General features: G+C 41.3%; 13 protein-coding genes. 7 read left to right on the forward strand and 6 right to left on the reverse strand.

Going from position 1 to position 19,599, the window contains the following annotated elements:
- The first annotated feature begins 50 nt into the window (after positions 1-50).
- The 5 genes from PseudUWO311_RS22210 (at position 51) to PseudUWO311_RS22230 (ending at position 8,521) form a co-directional block, all read left to right on the forward strand.
- Complete coding sequence (locus tag PseudUWO311_RS22210; RefSeq protein ID WP_142657413.1) at positions 51-2,264, forward strand: putative baseplate assembly protein; 2,214 nt, start codon at positions 51-53, stop codon at positions 2,262-2,264.
- Positions 2,265-2,278: 14 nt separating this feature from the next.
- A complete protein-coding gene (locus PseudUWO311_RS22215) occupies positions 2,279-3,355 on the forward strand; it encodes a phage tail protein (RefSeq protein WP_142657414.1) in 1,077 nt (358 codons plus the stop codon).
- Positions 3,356-3,418: 63 nt separating this feature from the next.
- Complete coding sequence (locus PseudUWO311_RS22220; RefSeq protein WP_142657415.1) at positions 3,419-4,873, forward strand: DUF4159 domain-containing protein; 1,455 nt, start codon at positions 3,419-3,421, stop codon at positions 4,871-4,873.
- 39 nt (positions 4,874-4,912) lie between these two features.
- The gene (locus PseudUWO311_RS22225) at positions 4,913-6,277 is read left to right on the forward strand and encodes a cache domain-containing protein (protein WP_142657416.1); all 1,365 of its coding nucleotides are present in this window, start codon (positions 4,913-4,915) and stop codon (positions 6,275-6,277) included.
- Between the two features lie 54 nt (positions 6,278-6,331).
- The gene (locus PseudUWO311_RS22230) at positions 6,332-8,521 is read left to right on the forward strand and encodes a hypothetical protein (RefSeq protein ID WP_142657417.1); all 2,190 of its coding nucleotides are present in this window, start codon (positions 6,332-6,334) and stop codon (positions 8,519-8,521) included.
- A gap of 153 nt (positions 8,522-8,674) precedes the next feature.
- Here PseudUWO311_RS22230 and PseudUWO311_RS22235 read toward each other — a convergent pair whose 3' ends face one another.
- The gene (locus tag PseudUWO311_RS22235) at positions 8,675-9,514 is read right to left on the reverse strand and encodes an SWIM zinc finger family protein (RefSeq protein ID WP_142657418.1); all 840 of its coding nucleotides are present in this window, start codon (positions 9,512-9,514) and stop codon (positions 8,675-8,677) included.
- A 54-nt stretch (positions 9,515-9,568) separates the two neighbouring features.
- Complete coding sequence (locus tag PseudUWO311_RS22240; protein WP_142657419.1) at positions 9,569-12,928, reverse strand: DEAD/DEAH box helicase; 3,360 nt, start codon at positions 12,926-12,928, stop codon at positions 9,569-9,571.
- A gap of 200 nt (positions 12,929-13,128) precedes the next feature.
- Between PseudUWO311_RS22240 and PseudUWO311_RS22245 the strand changes: the two genes are divergently transcribed.
- Positions 13,129-14,880: a VanW family protein gene (locus PseudUWO311_RS22245; protein ID WP_142657420.1), complete on the forward strand. Its 1,752-nt coding sequence runs from the start codon at positions 13,129-13,131 to the stop codon at positions 14,878-14,880.
- Between the two features lie 41 nt (positions 14,881-14,921).
- On the opposite strand, the gene PseudUWO311_RS22250 is transcribed toward PseudUWO311_RS22245, so the two are convergent.
- Positions 14,922-15,245: a thioredoxin family protein gene (locus tag PseudUWO311_RS22250; protein WP_142657421.1), complete on the reverse strand. Its 324-nt coding sequence runs from the start codon at positions 15,243-15,245 to the stop codon at positions 14,922-14,924.
- A 453-nt stretch (positions 15,246-15,698) separates the two neighbouring features.
- Between PseudUWO311_RS22250 and PseudUWO311_RS22255 the strand changes: the two genes are divergently transcribed.
- Entirely contained in the window at positions 15,699-16,298 is a 600-nt protein-coding gene (locus PseudUWO311_RS22255; RefSeq protein ID WP_142657422.1) for a hypothetical protein, read from the forward strand.
- Between the two features lie 192 nt (positions 16,299-16,490).
- Here PseudUWO311_RS22255 and PseudUWO311_RS22260 read toward each other — a convergent pair whose 3' ends face one another.
- From PseudUWO311_RS22260 to PseudUWO311_RS24230, 3 genes are all read right to left on the reverse strand, one after another.
- Entirely contained in the window at positions 16,491-17,972 is a 1,482-nt protein-coding gene (locus PseudUWO311_RS22260; protein WP_142657423.1) for a DASH family cryptochrome, read from the reverse strand.
- A gap of 78 nt (positions 17,973-18,050) precedes the next feature.
- Positions 18,051-19,004 (reverse strand): ABC transporter permease subunit, encoded by a 954-nt coding sequence (locus PseudUWO311_RS22265; RefSeq protein WP_142657424.1) that lies wholly within the window; start codon positions 19,002-19,004, stop codon positions 18,051-18,053.
- A 149-nt stretch (positions 19,005-19,153) separates the two neighbouring features.
- Positions 19,154-19,303 (reverse strand): hypothetical protein, encoded by a 150-nt coding sequence (locus PseudUWO311_RS24230; RefSeq protein ID WP_190303620.1) that lies wholly within the window; start codon positions 19,301-19,303, stop codon positions 19,154-19,156.
- Positions 19,304-19,599 lie beyond the last annotated feature (296 nt).

A 19,599-nucleotide genomic window follows, 5' to 3' on the forward strand; every position in this document is an offset into this window, starting at 1 on the left:
AAAATTTGAGTAATCGCCTAATCGCCAATTTCACCTAAGAGCACTGTGTAATGACGAAAGAGTTTGATTTTCTTCCCAATTTGCCAAAATCGGATCTTGATGATCGCACCTTTGAGGAATTGGTGAATGAGTGTCTTCTCAGAATTCCGCGCTACTGTCCAGAATGGACAAATTACAATCCTAGCGATCCAGGTGTAACTCTGATCGAGCTATTTGCATGGCTAACCGATCAGATGTTAATGCGATTTAACCAAGTGCCTCGCCGCAATTATGTTGCTTTTTTAGAATTACTCGGTATTCGCTTACAGCCACCTGCCCCCGCCCAGACTGAGGTAACTTTTTATCTGAGTGCTTCTTTGCCTGAACCCTATACAATTCCTGCGGGGATTGAGGTCGCCACGCTACGGACGGAAACCGAAGAGGCGATCATATTCAGTACCGATCAGCCATTGGTGATTGGCAATCCCAGAATTTTAAACCTGTTGGCTGCTCCTAGATCCGAAGAGAATCCTGAATTCCTGCTGGATCTGCTTTTAGATGTATGGACTGAAGATCGCGACGAAGGTTGGTCGGGACAGGAAATAGCTCTATTTAGCGATCCGCCTCAACCGAATAATTGCTTTTATGTGGTCTTTGATGGAGAGCAGCCAATTAATGGCAATGTGATAGCACTCAAGTTAAAGGGAGAGTCTGCCACAACTACAGGAATTAACCCAAATAATCCGCCTCGGTTTTGGGAAGCATGGAATGGCAATGCATGGCAACCTGCACTCCAAAAAGAAAGTGACGATCGCACTAAGGGATTTAGCTTTAGCGAATTAGCAGATGAAGGAACTAATCCTCTACAGGGGGCAGAGGTGATCTTTCATTTACCGCTTACTTGGGACGTGACACAGTTTTCTACATATCGGGGGCGGTGGCTACGCTGTAGCTACGTCGAGCCAACCCCTAATCAATCAGGTTATAATAGAGCGCCGCATATTATTGGTATGAGTGCGAGGGCGATTGGCGGTACGGTCAAAGCAACTCAATGTAATGCAATTACGAATGAAGTTGTGGGTGAGAGTAATGGCAAATCGGGGCAAGTCTTTCAATTGCTGCATCAGCCAGTATTGCCGCGCCAAGCTGATGAATATTTGCTAGTCACGCCACCAGTTGGACTGCCACAAATATGGCATGAAGTTGCCGATTTCTCAGAATCCACAGAAAGCGATCTGCACTACATTATTGATTCCACTTCTGGAAACATTCAATTTGGTCCCTTTGTGCAAACACCCAATTATCAGAGCTTACATACATTGCAACGCTTGCGCATTCAGGGTGAACCGATGCAAAGGGTTATTGCCGATGAGACTAAGGCGATCGCAACGAATACGAAGACTAGTGGGACTCAATATGGAGCCGTACCACCTAGAGGATCGATCATCCAAATGGTGAAATATCGCACAGGTGGAGGATTTCGCGGCAATGTACAACGCGGCAGTTTGCGAATATCTAAAAGTGCCATCCCCTATGTGGCAAGCTTAACTAACCATGTTTCTGCTACAAATGGCGTGGATGCTGAGTCCCTTGATGATGTGGCAGTCCGCGTACCTAAGATGCTGCGCACTCGCGATCGCGCCATCACTCAGACAGATTTTGAATATCTGACACTGATCGCAGGCGATGGTGCTGTAGCTCGTGTGATTTGTGCGCCAGCGAAGAGTAAAGAAGATGCAGGAATTGTCAGATTGCTAACTGTCCCTAGAGTCCGTACTGAAAGTATAGATCTAGGTCAAGGGATGGCTCCAGATCAGTTCATCTTGACTGCACCACTGTGCGATCGCGTATTAGCCTATCTTGATGAACGCAAGATGCTAGGTGTGCAAATTCAACTAGAGCAGCCTGTATATACAGGCTGCTCTGTCCAAACTGAGATTGCTTTGGAATCTTCCTACAGCAATCCAAAGGTACAGCAAGATATTGTTCGACAGCTCAAGATCATGCTCTATCGTTTCCTTAATCCGATTACGGGTGGACTTAGTGGTCAAGGTTGGGAGTTTGGTCGTCCTGTTTATGCTTCAGATATTGTCAAATTATTGCAAAACTTTCAAGGTGTTCGCTTTTTAGGTACAGTACAACTCTTTGAATTACGCTATGTAAATGGAGAATGGATGCGGAAACTCGCCCCGCAACCGATGATTGATCCAGGTCCATTGGGTTTGATTTGTTCTTGGCGCAGTCCAAGGTTGCGCTCTAGCCATGTGATTAATATTGTCAGTTAGACAGCACCACTCCTATGACTCCAAAAAGCAAGCTCCAAGCGCTAAGTATTCAACTAATTTCGATGAAGTCTCCTGATGCTAATGAAGAGACTTTGGCGAGTGCGGATAATTTGGAAAGATCCCAGAGCCATCTATCCCAGTCGAATAGCTCTGATAATGGGCGATCGCCATCTAAGTGTAAATTGCTAGTTAATCCTAGTGAGCCGAGCGAAATAGTAGTTAAACTCAGAAATTCCAGCAATCGAGCAATACTGACTAACTTGCGCGTAGAAGGGAACTTTCCAAACCATTGGCTCCAAATTGGCATGGAAGGGAATGAGTTACCGCCCTATGCAGAGATGGAAGCTGTTCTCTATTTCCAAGTTCCTGCGGACTTTTTTGAAAATCAAGAAGCGATCGTCCATGGTCAAGCCCTCACGATTAACTATCAAGGACAGCTACAGATTTATGGTGGAGATGCTAGTTCCGCCTCAGATTCTGGATTTTCTCCAAGGTTAGAACTATTTGCGATCGAGTCATTTCAGCTTTATATCCGTCCGACAAGTCTATATCTAGACTTCTTACCTGATACTTACCGTGAAGTTGACTTTGTCGGTAGGATGCTAAAAATCTTTGAAGAAACGCTCGAACCTGATGTTCAAATTTTGGATACTCTCTGGGCTTATCTTGATCCGATGTTAGCTCCTGAAACTATGTTGCCATTTCTTGCCCATTGGGTGGGCTGGGACACAGCACCGACTCTTGGGATTGAGCGACAGCGCTATTTGATCAAGCAAGCCATGCAGATCTATCGTTGGCGGGGAACTCGGAGAGGACTACGCTTTTATATCCATTTATTTACTGGCTTGCCCCTTGATGAACATTTGCCTGAAGCAGAAAAGCACATTAGCATTTTTGAAATTATAGGTAGAGGCTTTGTAATTGGTGAAGCAACTCTTGGCAATAATGCCTCAACGGGCGGTGGTAGACCTTTTCATTTTGTAGTGAGGATTCGTAACGATTTGCAAAATAGTCTTGATTTACCTTTAATTCGGAGGATTATCGAACGTGAGAAACCTGTTTTTTGTACTTACGATCTAGAGATTATTTAGGTTTGGCAACCCGAAGTGTTGCCAAACCTAACCCTAAAACTGAAACTGCATTGATAAAACCATATGAACGACTTTCCTTATCCAGAAATCAAATCCTTTGAACGGCTACAGGTATCTGATGGCTTGATGATTAATAGTGAACGATGGCGACTCGCTCACGAATATCACCAACATCGCCAAAATGTACAGTATCAGTCCCTATTTCTGCCAGGAATTATCTGTGGTTTGGGGGTTGCACCGATCGCAGCACCTGAGGATTTGCCATCCAAGTTTCGCGATGGACGATGGGTACAGATCCAACCAGGGATGGCGATCGATCTACAAGGTAATTTTATTGTTGTGCCTACTTGCCTTGATTTTCGGATTTCTACGATTGCCTATGACAATGAAATTGAGCCCGTTTATTTGGTCCTTAGTTACGTTGATCCCGCTAAACTCAAGCGAACTAATGCCAATGAAATACTGGTAGAAACCTTTCGAGTTAATGAGAAGACTGACTTGCCCCTTGATACAGATATTGAGATCTGTCGAATTACGATCTCGGAAGGACAATTAACAGTCCAGAAGCCTGTGGATGTATTTTCGCCTAGCATATCTCAACTCGATCTGCGCTACCGATTGCAAGCCAAGATTCGTCCACAAAACTCAATTCGGATCGCCTGTTTTCATAGTCAGAAAAATCAACAGATTGCCATCTCAGAATATTTCTGTGCCCTTGGACAATCTCTGCCCAGCCTTGCCCCTAGTCTGAGCCTAATCGAGCCAATTAGTAGCCTCGATATTAATGCTGAACTAACGCTCAATCATCTTAGTGGCTACCACCTTATTTATCTAACCCATGCTCAAGCCCTATCTATCAACGAATCTACACAAATAGCTTTGCGAGAGTATACTGCGATCGGCGGTGTACTTGTAATTGAGGCGGCGATTCGGAATAGTCAGCTAGCCAATCTATTGGAAATTCAAAATGAATTAGAAGCCGCTAAAAATAAATTGCGAAAAACCATGCAATCTCAATTTGTTAATGGTCAACAAAATGTAAATATGTCTGACCAATCTAGCATTCAAGCAGAACTGCAAGCTGAGTTAGATGCGATCGCGATTGAAGTTAGCTCTTCTACTGAAAGTTTACTTAGTTCTTTGCGTGGTTGCCTTCCTATGGAAACACCAATGCGAGTTTTTTCTGATTTAGAAATTACTCATCCTCTCCGTAGTCAGCCATTTCTCTTTCCAAACTTAGCTGCGATCGTGGAGCAACCAATCCAAATACTTACAAATGGTGGTGTGGTTGTCATATTAGGCGAATTATCATCAATCTGGAGTGGTCAGTCAGAGCAAGCTTTGACAAGAGAAATCATTCGTAACTGTCATGAATTGGGTATAAATATTCTTAACTATGCAACTCGACGCTATGGGATGCATAATGCGATGCTAGTGAATCCTCAAAACCAAAAGCTTGATCCTAAACTTGCAGACGATCAGCGCCGCATCACCAATATGGTTGAGAAAACTGCATAAGATAGCTAAACATTCACAATTATCTAAGGTTATTTATCTATGTCTTCGATTCGACAAGTTGTTCCCATTGTCCTTAGTATCCAGATTACTGTAGCAGTGGGTCTCACAGGCTGGATTTCGTTTCAAAGCAGCGAACGCGCTGTTCAGAAGCTAACCCGTCAACTTTGTGAGAATTTAAATTTTCGCGTTGAGCAGCAAATCACTTCCTATCTAGAAGCGTCGGTACGAATTAACCAAGCAATGACAAATGCCCTCAGCAATGGTAGCGTCAATCCGAATGATATTAGTCAGGTTCAGAAAGATATATTCAATAAATTAAGAGAAATGAATGCGCAAAATATCTTGTTTTATGGGAATGAAAGCGGAACTATGGTTGCTATAGAACGCAACGGTGATTCCAACTTCTTATTAAGAATTCGAGAAGACAGCAACAATCCTGATCGTCCGACCTATGAACTCAGTAATGAAGGGGTACGTGGGAAACTGGTTAAAACCGAAAAAAACTATGACCATCGAAACCGCCCTTGGTATACTGCTGCAAAACAGTCTGGCAAGGCGATCTGGAGCTCGATTTTTGTCAGTACTACTGACAATGAGTTAACTACAACCAAAGCTACCCCTATCTACAATTCTAGAGGAATTCAGGGTGTAGTGGGTATTAATGTGTCGTTGAAACAAATTAAACAGTTCATGCTCAAAACGCGCCCTTCGGATCAATGGCATGTTTTTCTAGTTGAGGGTGATGGTAGTTTAGTAGCAGCTACATCTGAAAAGCCAATTTTTGAGAAAAATGGCGCTAAGCGTTTTGAACTTTCCCAAAGTGAAGACATCCGACTCCAAAATGCTGGTCTGGCTATTCAAAAACAGGTTGGTGGATTCCAAAACCTTATAGACTCACAGGTAGTTGAATTTGAGTTTAATGGTGAAAAATATATTGTAAGTACGCATAAATTGAATAGAGACTTACAGCTAGATTGGTCGGTGGGAATTATTGTGCCAAAGTCAATATTTATGCAAGAAGTTGATGCTAATAATCGAACTACTCTAGTGATTATTGTGATTATGCTAGGTGCTACTATTTTGATTGGTTTGGCGATTTCGTCATGGCTATTACGACCAATCAAAAACTTGATGAAAGCAGCTAAAGAAATTGAAGAAGAATCTTTTGACCCTGAAGAATTAACATCAGTCGCTCAGCGCAAAGATGAATTGGGACAAATGGCGCGAGTATTTCAAGAAATGGGAAGCACCATAGCTGAACGTCAAAAGGGGATGAAAAGCCAACTGCGTAAACTTCGCGAAGAAAAGGATGAAGCTAAAAAGATGGCGATCGCTTCCCAAATGGGTCAAGGAGATTCTTTGCAGTCAATTCTAAGCCGAGCAAGAGCTGCTCGGCATAAGTAGAGCATCTCAAATTCTAAGCTATATCAAACAAGAAAAACATAGGAAAATACGGCGATGACAGTAAATCAAATTGGCTTAGAGATGCCTCAAAAAGAACTAAACCTTAAAATTGGTTCTGAAAAAAATTCTTTTCCAGTAGTAGTTATTAATGACAGTAATCAATTTGCCAGCTTTCAAATTGATATAATTCCATCGGGAATAGATATTCAAGATATCAACTATGAGTGGTTTACGGTCTCTCCTGATGTAAGTGTGAAGATCCCTCCAGGAGACTTAGTGGAATTTGTGGTTTCTATCGTTGAAACCCCGATTTCAGGCTTTACTGGAATCATGAACATTACTGTAAGAGTCTTTTCGATTGAACTGCGCGAAGAAAATCGAGCTGTAATGCGAATTATCTTGGAGGAAGGTGCAGGGCGATCGCACTTAGATTTAGATGCACCATTTTACAAGATCCAAGCTACACCTCTCGAAGATATAGAAATTCCAATTCTGATTGGGAACCCTAGTAAACAGAATACAAATGTCACCTTAACTTGTCATGGTCTACCTGATTCATGGCTACCGAAAGGGAATATCCAGCAATTTCCACTAAAACCAGGGGCGAAATTTAAAACCACATTTTTATGTAATCCACCCTTTGATCATGAAGCAATCTCCCAACTTTATAATTTTACTATTGCTGTTTCGCATACTAATGGCTCCCCATCTGAATCTCAATGCACTTTAGAGGTTTTACCAAAAGGTTCTTTAGAATTTCTCTGCTCACCAAAAAAGCAAATAATTCCCTCTAATCGATCTTGGACATCGTGGTGGAAATTTTGGCAATCATCACCTGCTATATTTACTTTGATTGCTGATAATGCTAGTAATCTGCCACAAAAAATAGATTTTGAAGTCGAAAATGTTCTGACCAGTGATTATTCAGATTTTTCCTTTGAGATTTCTCCAAATGACGCTAATGTTGAACCGTTCAGTAAGACAGAACTAGTTCTGGAAATCAATAAATCTCGATCTTGGTTTGCTAAAGTCCAGAAATTGTATTTATTTGTCAAAGCAAATTGGCAAGACCCTAGAGTTAATACAATTGACGAAATTCAAGCTATTGAAGTAGTTGTTAAACCAATAATTCCAATGATTTTGGTGATGATTTTGACATTGCTGATGTTAATTCCCACTTGGTGGCTATCATGGCTCAATCCTAATAATCCTTTCCCTCCCCATAAAGGTGCAGTTACTTCAGTACAGTTTGATGGCACTGGGACATATGGAATTAGTAGCTCTAATGATCGGACAATGCGCAAATGGGATGTAGATGGGTTCTATTTACCATGGGTCAACCAAGATCTAGGAGCTATTGGCGAGGCTCAAAAAGCAATCCGAGTAGCTCGTTTCCGTCCAGTTAATAACGATCTTGTGGCAGCAGGATTAGAAAATGGCGAAATTCAAATTTGGAATGTGCATAATATAGATAAAAGTCCCATAGCGACATTCAGTAACCAGTCGGATGATCGAGTTTTTGATTTAGCCTATACGCTTGATTCTAGGACACTTTTTAGTGGTCATGGGAGTGGTACGGTTTTGCGCTGGGATCTTCAGAACTTGTTTACTAATCCACCAACTCAGCCTATTCAAATCAAAAAATTTGATTTTGCAGTTACTTCGATCGCTTTAGTCGGTAAAGATGACAGTACATTGGCGATCGCAGGTCGATATAATCAACTGGTACTTTGGAATTGGGTTAAAGATACTGTAAAAGTAATTCCCTATCCTAAATTAGGTAAACAGGAAGAAAAAGGTGGACAGGATGATTATATTCAGAGCATCTCAGCTACTGATCGCAAACGGAGTCTGCTCGCGACTGGAGATAATCAAGGCTATATGGCTGTTTGGGATTTGAAGACTTGCATACAAAGCAATCGCCCCTGTGAAATGCTGGATGGATGGGAAAATGCTCATCATGGTAAGCCCGTGCGATCGGTGGCGTTTAGCGATGAAGGCTGCTACTTAGCTAGTGGTGGAGATGATAAGGAAGTTAAGTTATGGATGCTCACTGGTAACGGCAAGCGCGTTTCTAGTTTTATTAATGGTAAGACCTTAGAAGTTAGACCGTCTAATGTCACTGCCGTTGATATTCATCTAACTAACAAGGATGTTTTGACCATGATAGGTACTGCGATTGGACGAGTAGTTGGTCAACAATCAGAACGGCTTTTTAATCTAGGCTGCGATGTTAATCAGTAAACCTACAGCGACTTGCGCGAAAACCAAGAAAAATTTTAAAAGTGCTGCTTTGCAACACTTTTAAAATTTTTCTTGGGGTTTGTTTGAGCAGTAATTGCTGTAAAACTAATAGGGCAAGCGTAGTCCGCTCCATTAGTTTTTGTAACTTTGTAACTATAGTAATGCTGAGTTTTTATTTTTTACGCGATCGTAAAGTGCTTCCATAGTTTCGATAAATGAACTATCCTTATGCCAAAAAGGCGGGTTGTCGCCTTGTTTTTTGATCGCGATCGCCGATACACTGGTAGGAGCAGCAAAGGGAATTGCCTGTGGTAGGCGCTTTTGTCCTTGCCAAAATTGTTTTAAAGTAGGAATTTCCTTGATAGCTCCAGTTTGCGGTTTCGTGAAATAAGAGGTTGCTACTTCTGGCTCAAGAGTGCGATCGCCTAATTCTGATGCGAGGGCTTTGCCGAGAGGCGATTTGATTAATTCTGCTTGTAGATCTTCCTTGGATATGCCACGCATCTCGAATAACAAAAACGGATCTTGATCCATTTCGCCCGACAGTCGGTAACATAGCCCTGCAATATGTTTGCAAGGATTTGAGTAATCGGGACAAGAACACTCAGTTTGAAAGTCTTTGCTGCTATAGGGAAGTAGATGTTTGCCAACGGCGGTAAAACTATCTTCAATATTTTCAGGTACTTCATTGAGCAGTAATCTAGCGACTACGCTTGCCTTGGAGGACATATTGGCAATGATTTTTGTCCAGTCTTTGGCAGCGATCGCGGTCATTTTTACTTCAGTCTCATAGTGTGGCTCTTTATAGACTCCAAAATAAGGATTGACGTTACCGCGAATCGTGGCGGTGGCGAGTCCTTTCGTAATATCGAAATGGAGAATGCGACTGTCTCCAGAATAGGCGCGACCACGTTGGAGTCTACCTGAATCGGTAAAAGATTCGAGGGCGCTAATGAATTTTTGCCCCCACCATGTCCGACTATGTTTTGCCATTGTTTTTCTCCTAAAGTTTTAAGAGATTGCCGTGCGAAGCACGGCAATCTTGATTTAATCCATAATTGCACTCTTATTCAAAGCAATAAGCTGCTTGAACTTGTCGTTGTCTAGCTCCGTAAGCCAAGACTCATCTGCACCAACGATCGCACCCGCAAGTTTCTTCTTATCCTCAATCATTTGATCGATGCGCTCCTCTAGGGAACCGATGGTGATGAATTTATGGACAAAGACATTTTTTTTCTGCCCAATCCGAAAGGCGCGATCGGTGGCTTGGTCTTCAACGGCAGGATTCCACCAGCGATCGAAGTGGAAAACGTGGTTTGCTTTTGTGAGCGTGATGCCGACACCGCCAGCCTTGAGGGAGAGAATAAATACCGAAGGCTCAGTTTCAGGATCTTGGAACTCCGTAATCATCCGTTCGCGTTTATCGCGATTTGTGCCGCCGTGAATATAGTAGGTGTTGTAATGCAGCTTTTGACGGACGTATTTTTCTAGAGCATCACCAATTTCTGTGAATTGAGTAAAGATTAAGATGCTTTCTCCTTCAGAAATTACTTCTTCCATCATTTCCGATAAACGGCTAAGCTTATGAGATCGCTCGGTTGTGAAGTCGCTACCATCTTGCAAAAATTGACGGGGGTGATTGCAAATTTGCTTGAGTTTTAATAATGTCGAAAGGATTAAGCCCTTGCGTTGAATCCCTTCCACTTCATTGAGTTGTTTTTCCACATCTCTCACTACCACTTCATAAAGTGAGGCTTGCTCCTTGGTGAGGTTGGTATAAAGCTTTTGTTCGATTTTATCGGGCAGGTCTTTAATGATCGATTGATCGGTTTTGACGCGCCTGAGAATAAATGGCTCTACTAGTTTTTTTAATACGCCTGCTTGAATTTGATCATTATTCTTTTGAATTGGTGTTTCAAAGGATTTTTTAAACTGGGCTTCTTTGCCCAAATAGTTGGGATTTAGGAAGTTGAAAATTGACCATAAATCCAGCAGCCGATTCTCAACAGGTGTACCTGTGAGGGCGAGGCGGTGTTTGGCTTCGAGTTTGAGAATTGCCTTGGTTTGAGCAGCTTTAGGATTTTTGATGTTTTGGGCTTCATCAATCACAATCCGATGCCAGTTCATACTGCTAAACATGGCTTCGTCTTTGCGAATGAGAGTGAAGGACGTAATAATCAAATCATGGGTTTGGCAAATATCCTGAAAAGCTTGAGCATTTTGGGTGCGATCGCTACCATGATGGACGATCGCACGTAAATGTGGCGCAAACTTCTCGATTTCTTTTTGCCAGTTACCGACAACGGATGTTGGTGCAATCAGTAACGTGGGCGGGATCTCATTGATCGATACAACGGCAGGAATAACTTTTTGGGATTTCGCTGTTTTTGCTGTTTTCTTGGCTTTCGTCGGCTCGGCAACTCCACCAATGGCGGCTCGCTCATTCACCAACCTAGCGATAATCTGTACCGTCTTTCCTAAACCCATATCATCGGCTAGACAACCATTTAAACCCAGACTTTCTAAATATTGCAACCATGCCACACCGCGTTTTTGATATTCGCGTAGAGTTCCATTAAGTTGCGGTGGATTTTCGATTGGTTCAAATTGCTGTTTATCCTGTAATTTTGACAACATCTCTGAGAGGGTACTGTTGCGATCGACTTCCCAATCAGGATCGGTAGCAGTTAACTTCATAAGATCAATCAGACTCATTGCCGATGTGCCTTGTCCCTGTTTTTGCCAGAAGGTAAGCATCTCTTGCATTTTGTCACGATCGAGTTCAATCCATTCGCCACGAAACTTAACTAGCGGTGCTTTAGCATTAACTAGCTGTTCCCATTCCTTTGCAGAAACAATTTCATCACCGATCGCTAATTCGTACTGATACTCCACCAGTTGCTCAAAACCAAAGTAGCTCTTGGCTTGAGTTTTGCTACTAGTAGCACTTTTGCCCGAACCTTTGAGCTTGATTTTTGCCTTGCGTCTACCCACAGGAGTCCACCAAGCAGGGACAACCACTTTGTATCCCGCATCTTCTAAAACCCAAGCTGATTCTTTCAGAAATTCAAAGGCTTGGTCAAGATTGAGACTTAAACCAACTGGGCGATCGGTTTCTAATCCTTGCCAAACTGGATTATAGATTCTGGCAGCATAACCAAGATTTAACAATAGATTTTGCTCAAACTCTTTGCCAAATTGCTTTTCAAGAGCTTTCTTTTTAGCTGCTGTCATTGTCCAATAATCGGCTAGGGAAAACTTCAGAGAAGGATCTTGTTTAGGCGCAACTTGAAATTGCAGTTGCCAAGGTTCCTCTTTCTTAAAAGGAGCTTGGAGTTGAAAGCAGAGATAGAATGCGGAATCGGACTGGGTGCGTTTAATTTTTTGTCGCCATGCTTGCCATTGTTGATATTCTTCTAACGCGGCACTGCTATCAATAATGCCATTGGCAAAACTATCTTTAGAAAAATTCAGACATTGCTCTAATAATGACTCAGATACTTGTTTATCGAATTGGGCTGTAGAAGGAGTGTTGGTGAGAATGCTATGCAGAATTGATTCTGAGAAATGCTGTAACAGGGTGCGGCGATCGCTAAATAACGGTTGAGAATTAGGTTCGCTAAAACCTGCCACACAAGCTAGGGGCATATATTCTGCATATTGACCCAGTTCTTCTTCATATTTCTCAGAAACGATCTCCCAAGCGGGATAGATTTCAAATTTTGGTTTTTGAATTGCCTCTTTTTTGGATTTTGTAGAAGTTTTAGTTGCTTTATTAGCTTTAACCTCAAGTTCTCGATACTTAAAGGCAGGAATATATTGATCCTTAAGAATAATCTGTTTAAAGGCTTGGGTATAGTGATACCAAAATAGTAAATCTGAGCCTAATTGCACCTCAGCAAGATTATTAATCGCGATGAAATGTAAGTCATTCAGCAATTTGACAATGTTAATGGCACGACGGTAGTTGTAGCCACTGATTTTGACGGGTGTAGTAACTTGATAACAGTCGATTTGCCAGTACTCTAGCTCAAAACTTTCAGGACTCTCAATCTCTAAATATCTTGCTGATTCTAGAGATGGTAATGGTTGCTTCTCACTTGTAGGCAATAAAAAATATTTCGGGAAGATAATCTGATCCTTGCTTAATCTCTTATTAGCTGGTTCCTGAAGAAGATCATCTTTAATTGCTAGATCATTATAGAGAAATGACTTTAAATCTGCTGCTGATAAACTGGCAGGATGTTTTTCTAATAAATCCTCAGATGCCTTTGTGGCTTTGGAAGATTTACGTTTAGATATGGCGATCGCCTTAGTCTCAGTCGTCTCTACCCAAATATAAAAATTACCACTTTGGATAAAGTCACTACTATGATCGGGTATCCAAGTGCCATGCAGGATTTTCATAAAATTTCTCGGCTCGGCTGATGCGAAAGCCAATGAATTTGATTCAGTCTATCTAATCAAATATATACCGAAACCTATTCATTTATTTGTCTAGGTAAAGGAACAAATTCAAAGTTCTTGCAATCAACGTATTAAGAATATTTAGTTTGAGCAAAAACTGCTGAATATTTTCAAAAGACATCTGAGCTAAAGATGAAATCATGAATACAACAACGCAGACCTCAATCCAAAGACAAAGGAATAAGATTCCTGATTTTAAAAATGCCAGTTTATTCGCGATCAAAGCTAATATCTTCCGCCTGAGAAGAACGATCGCTGATCTAATTCATCCAGTTAGTACTCATACGAAATGCGATCGCCTTTCAGCACAAAATGTCATTGCCGAATCAATTACTCCACTATGGACAAGTGAATTAGCCTCTGAGCAAGAATTGCTAGCGGGAAAAATCCATAACCTGAGAATAGCGATCAAAAATATTAATGGAATCGAAATACAACCTCACAAAGTATTTAGCTTCTGGAAGCAAATAGGGAAGCCATCTCGAAGGAAAGGTTATATGGAGGGTCGCGAGATTCGGCAGGGTTGCATTATTCCTAGTATTGCTGGTGGGTTGTGTCAACTATCTAATGCTCTCTACAGTATCGCCTTAGATGCAGGATTTGAGATTGTTGAACGTCATGCACATACCCAAATCATTGCAGGATCTTTGGCTGAGATCGGCAGAGATGCGACTGTGTTTTGGAACTATGTGGACTTAAGATTTAAAGTAAATCGCGCAGTTAGAATTGAAGCGCATCTGACGCATAACTCATTGATAGTTTGGCTCAAAGGTGAACAGGGTAATTATCCAATAGGGCAAGTAGATACTCAGGAGCGTGAGACGATTAGAGATCGCCACAATTGTGTAAGTTGCCAAGTTAGCTCTTGCTTTAGAAATATTCCCCATAGCAATATGCGTTCAGATTTTGGCAAGACAGTCTTTCTAGTTAATGAGTATTGGCTTGAATATGATCGCTATATCCAATCTCAAAGATCGAGTCAAGATATTTTGGGCATTCCGATTGATGGTCATAGATTTAACAAGAATAACTACAAATGGACTCAAGATGGATTCTCTAAAGTTGATAAAGCGACATTGATAACTTTAATGAGGGCTTGGGAATCGAGAAATTTGCCAGCGCAGGGGCGATCGCTCCAAAGCACTTTACTAAAGTATGATCAGAAACTGGCGAAGAACTTCGCATCTTTGCTAACCTATGATGTAACACATGTTGTGGTAATGCAAAATCTACTCCCTTGGTTATGGCAAATGGGAGTTTTGCAGGGCAGAACTTTTGATGTATTGATGACAAGATTGCCCATTGACAAGTTGCAAGAGCGATTAGAGTTAGCCCATAGATTGCATCCTGAAAGTCCTACTTTGAAGGATTTTAGAGTAAGTGAGACATTCGCAAAAATTGAGCGTCAAGCTCTACAACAAGCTAATAAAATCATTACTCCACATACTGAAATAGCTAGCATATTTTCTGATCAGACAATTCTGCTAGATTGGCATATTCCAGCACTTAAAACAGTTACCACGAAGGGGAATAAAATCTTATTTCCTGCTTCTACGATTGGTCGAAAAGGCGCTTATGAAATGCGTGAATTGGCAAAAAAGCTCAACCTAGAAATAACATTGCTTGGAAATGAGCTAGAAGGATCTGATTTCTGGAAAGATGTAAAGATAAATAGAGCAAATAGTCATGATTGTCTCGATCAAGTAGGATTGGTGATTCTGCCTGCATTTGTAGAGCACAATCCTCGAATATTACTTAGAGCGATCGCTCGTGGAATTCCCGTAATTGCTTCATCTGCTTGTGGACTAGGCAATCTGAGGGGGGTGACAAATATTCCAGTAGATTGTAATCCTAGTAGATTAACAGAATTAATTACAAACCTAAACCATTAAGGTTGCGTCCCTGCGGGGCGTAACCTTAATGGTTTGCGTAATTATAGATATTTCTCTAGAGTTGCGCTAAATTCTGCATAGGTCTTGACTCCGATCATCGTCTCGACTAATTCTCCTGCCTTAAAGAATAGAACCGCAGGAATACTCTTTAACCCAAATTCCTTGGCTAAAGGTTTATTTCCGTCAATGTCTAATTTCATCACTGAAGCGCGATCGCTATAATTTTCCGCCAATTGATCGATAAATGGAGCAATTACCTTACAGGGACCACACCAAGTTGCGGTGCAGTCAACAACGAGTAAAGATGTCGTTTTACGAAGGTCTTCAAATTCAGCTTGGTCTTGAATAAAAATTGCTGTACTCATATTTATTTCTTTTTATTGTTTTTAAGTGGAAATTAAGTTTAACGTTCGATATAGCCATTAGCTTCGTGAAAAGCTTGACGCTAACTGCTACAAATGATTGCGATCACTTAGCGATCTCAATCATTTGTAGCTTTGAACTAACGTTGAATTTAGTCTGCAATTGATAGCAGGAATACTACGCTGGTTCTAACAACCGTGACATCATACACCGATAATTGCTATCAATAGCTTGATTAACATCAACCAAAAAGATAAAGGACAACGATCCACGTTACCTTTCATCTTTTGGGGTTTTTTTGGCGAAAATGGAGATAACTATTTTAGGCTTAATTCCTGAATAGATAAGTTTTGATCTGTAGTCAATCAATTCATGCATTAGCTCAACCATAATTCTGTAATCGTAGGGAAGTAGAAACTAATCGAACACACGATACTCTTTGGAGATTTCAGACTATGCAAAAACTTATCCTAAGCTTCCTTTTTACAGCGTTTTCGATCGCGATCGCCTCCACAACATCAGTTACATCAATAAAGGCTCAAACTACGAGTGAGTACTTAGATGAGACAACTCCCCAAGTAATCGAAAAGATTGCTGGCAATATTGTCACCTTCAAAAATGCTACGGGAGAATCGCACAATTACTTTGTTCCTAATTGGATGTTTGAGAAATACAATCTCAAGGTAGGGACTTCAGCTAGTCTCTACAATCGCAACGTGACTCAGGGAGTCTATCGCGATCTGCATATCAACAATCGCTATATAGATTCAGTAAGTCAAGTGCTATCTGAAAGCATGGGTGCTTTTGCACTTCACGATATTCGTAGGCATTGTATAGTTTCTGAAGGTCTTGCTACTGAGGATTTATATTCAGGTAAGAGGGTTTGGTTTAAGACTGAAGGCTGCCCCTCAACTATTCCTATCGTAGGATCGATGTCATTTTATCAATCCAAACCGATTGCATCTGTAGAAAATAAAGATCGCGATGCAGTTTTACCTTTTACAACACCAGAAGCTATGAATCAAAACCCTTCAGAGTCCAATCAAAATAGATAGAAATTCTACTGTGTTTATGCCAAAGCACAAAATGGCTACGCCATTTTGTGCTTTGGCATAACTTCACTTTCGAGAATTGAAAATACAACTCAGCAAGGGGCGTAAATCCTCAAAGTGGCAACGTTATTTTGAGGATTTGGATCAATCGCTTAATAAAAATATGGAAGAGTTGAGATATCTATTCCACATCTATCAAAGATAGACGGAATTATTATAAATTTCTTCATTTGCTTTTGCGGAAGTAAACAAATCGACAACAGGATGGGGATAGTCAACCCCAAGACGAACATTAAAACGCTTCTGCTCAACTGCTAAAAGCTGCCAAGGTTGATGAATTTTAGTGACAGGAATCTCCATAAGCTCTGGTAGCCAATGCTTGACGTATTCCCCTTGCGGATCATAGTCCTTAGCTTGCTTATTGATATTAAAGAATCTAAAACCTCTCGCATCATTACCAATTCCTGCGGTGTAGTTCCAGTTACCCCAATTACTACAAGGATCGTAATCGATGAGTAGTGATTCAAACCATTCAGCACCCATTCGCCAATCGATACCCAGATTTTTGGTAAGAAAACTTGCGACATTTTGACGACCACGATTGGACATGAAGCCTGTAGATGCGAGTTCGCGCATATTTGCGTCAACTAAGGGAAAGCCTGTATTTCCTGTTTGCCATAGCTCGAATCGTTTCCAATCTTGTTCCCAAGGTATATCTGTACCTCTTAAACCTGAACGATAAAATAGCTTATTACCGTGTTTTGCAGCCACAAAACGGTAATAATCGCGCCATAGGAGTTCAAAAATTAGCCAGTAAGTTGAGTCATTAGCTAGTCGATCGCATTCATATTTTTTGACTTGAGTGTATATATAGCTCGGACTAATACAACCTAATGCTAACCAAGGGGAAAGCTTAGAAGAATCATTAGCATGGAGCATTCCATTCCGAGTTTGCTTATAAACTTGCAAGCGATCGCTATCCCAAAAGTAATGCGCTAGTCTTTCCAGAGCTTTAGTCTCACCGCCTTCAAATTGCAATACAGCGCGATCGCATGGTGCAGGTTCTTTAAGTCCGAGCCTTGCTAAAGTCGGAATTTCACCAATCTCAGTACCTTCGGGCAGGGAAGGAAGGCGATCGGGTGTAGGGAAAACTTCGCGAATTGTAAGATTGGCTTCAACTTGCTTACGAAAGTGAGTGAAAAGTTCAGGAAGCTCTGCAATATCCCCAAATGGCAAGTCATTGAGATGAATTAATGTGCTTCCCCAAAAGCTCTTAAAACTAACGTTCAGTTGTTTAAGTATAGAACCTAGTTTCTTTTCTACGGTTTTCTCCTCAGTGGTGACTTCTGCATGATAGTAGACCGCGCCAATTTCTAGTTGCTGAACTAATTCAGGCAAAACTTGATCAGGATGACCGACGCGAACAATCAAATCAGAACTAAGCGATCGCAAACTTTCCCGTAAATTTACGACAGTCTCAATCAGAAATTTGGCGCGAAATGCTCCTGTTTTCTCGAAACCAAAGTGTGTCTTATCAAAATGGGCGGGATCAAAACAATACACAGGAAATATCTTCACGCCCGTCTGTTGAGCATCTTGCGAAGCCCGATATAAGGTTTCGCAATCATGCGATCGCAAGTCATTGCGGAACCAAACTAAAATACTTTGCTTGTTCATATCAGAATCTTATTTAATTTGCGTGCAATTAAAAGAGTAACGGTGGCGCTTTGCGCCGCCGTTACTCTTTTATATAGATTAGCGTTCAACAATTTGGAACTGGCGATTGAGTAAATTCATACTTGCGGAAATGGTCAAACTCATAGCCAGATATACTCCCATGATAATCAGAATCACATTTACAGGTCTTCCCGTTTGATTAATTGTCGTGGATGCAATGCGATAAATATCGGTATAACCGATCGCGATCGCTAGACTAGAATTTTTTGCAATATTCACATATTGACTAGTAAGAGATGGAATAATTACTCGCAATGCCTGAGGTAAAACAATTTTCCGCATTGTTTGGAAGTTACTCAGTCCCAAAGCTTTAGCAGCTTCCGTTTGACCTCTAGGAACTGAGAGAATCCCACCACGCACAATTTCCGCAATGAAGGCACTGGAAAACATAGTTAAGCCCAAGACTAGAGCGCAAAACTCCGAACTCAAAGTCATTTTCAAGGCAGCGATCGTGATGCCATCTTTAGCAAGAGTTGCAAATCCCAACGAGATGCGATCGCTAGCAGTTGGAAGCGTCAAAAAGATTGCTGAGTACCAAAAAAACAGTTGCAATAGTAGCGGCGTATTACGCAGAATTTCCACATAAACCCGTGCAAGTTGTTTGACTAACCAATTATTTGACAACCTCGAGACTCCAACCGTTACTCCGACAACTGTGGCGGAAATAATGCTGACAGCGATCGCTTTCAGAGAATTCAGCAATCCGACCTGCAAAGCAACTGTATAACTATCCGAAGCCTTGTAGGGAAAGGGCGAATCAGCAATGTCAAAGGAAGCAGGATCGCCGAGAAAGTCAAAACTAATCGCTAACCCTGAATTTCGCATATTTCTAGCGAGTGTATTCCATGCCAAAATGCTGCAAGTAATTACGATCGCTAAAAAAATTAACTGGGCGATCGTCCGCCAATTCCAAAAATTTGTCTTTAAATTCTTTAGCCAACTTGTTGCGAACTTCGTATTACTTGCAGACATTGCCCAAATCGCTCCTAAAACGCACTTTTAATCTAGGGATTTAGATCAGCTTACATTCTATTTTATTTTATTGCGATCGCGATCCAGTCATTCCCAAGATATTATAGCCACTTTTATTTGGGATTTTATGTCTTAGGCAAGCTAGGCTATCATGAATCTCGTTCATGATAGCCTAGCTTGCTTAAGATTCGTTGCGATCGCAGTTCAGCTTGTTCCTTTCCAAATCCAAAGTTGTTAGGCATTTTCCCCATCTTTTTGATTCGCCATTGCTCGATCTTATAATCGATTTCCGATCGCATTGATATCAGTTGCGCATTATCTAAATTCGGAGCAATATCAATCTGAAGCGTTCCAGACAGTAACTTAGCAATTGACGTACAGTAGTAACTAGGGTATTCCTTAATTTCGCCGATGCCTCTGCCAGAACGAATAAAAGTTAAGAAGTTTTCAATTCGCTCCAGCCCATACTAGACTTGTCGGGAAACAAAAGCAAGGTATAGAGGCAACTTCACATTTATTTCTGCACTTCAATCCCTAATTAAACAAACACACGTTCATCGAAATAAATTGAAGCATAACAGAGATTCAATTGCGG

It is taken from the genome of Pseudanabaena sp. UWO311 (assembly GCF_006937785.1).
Lineage (GTDB): Bacteria > Cyanobacteriota > Cyanobacteriia > Pseudanabaenales > Pseudanabaenaceae > Pseudanabaena.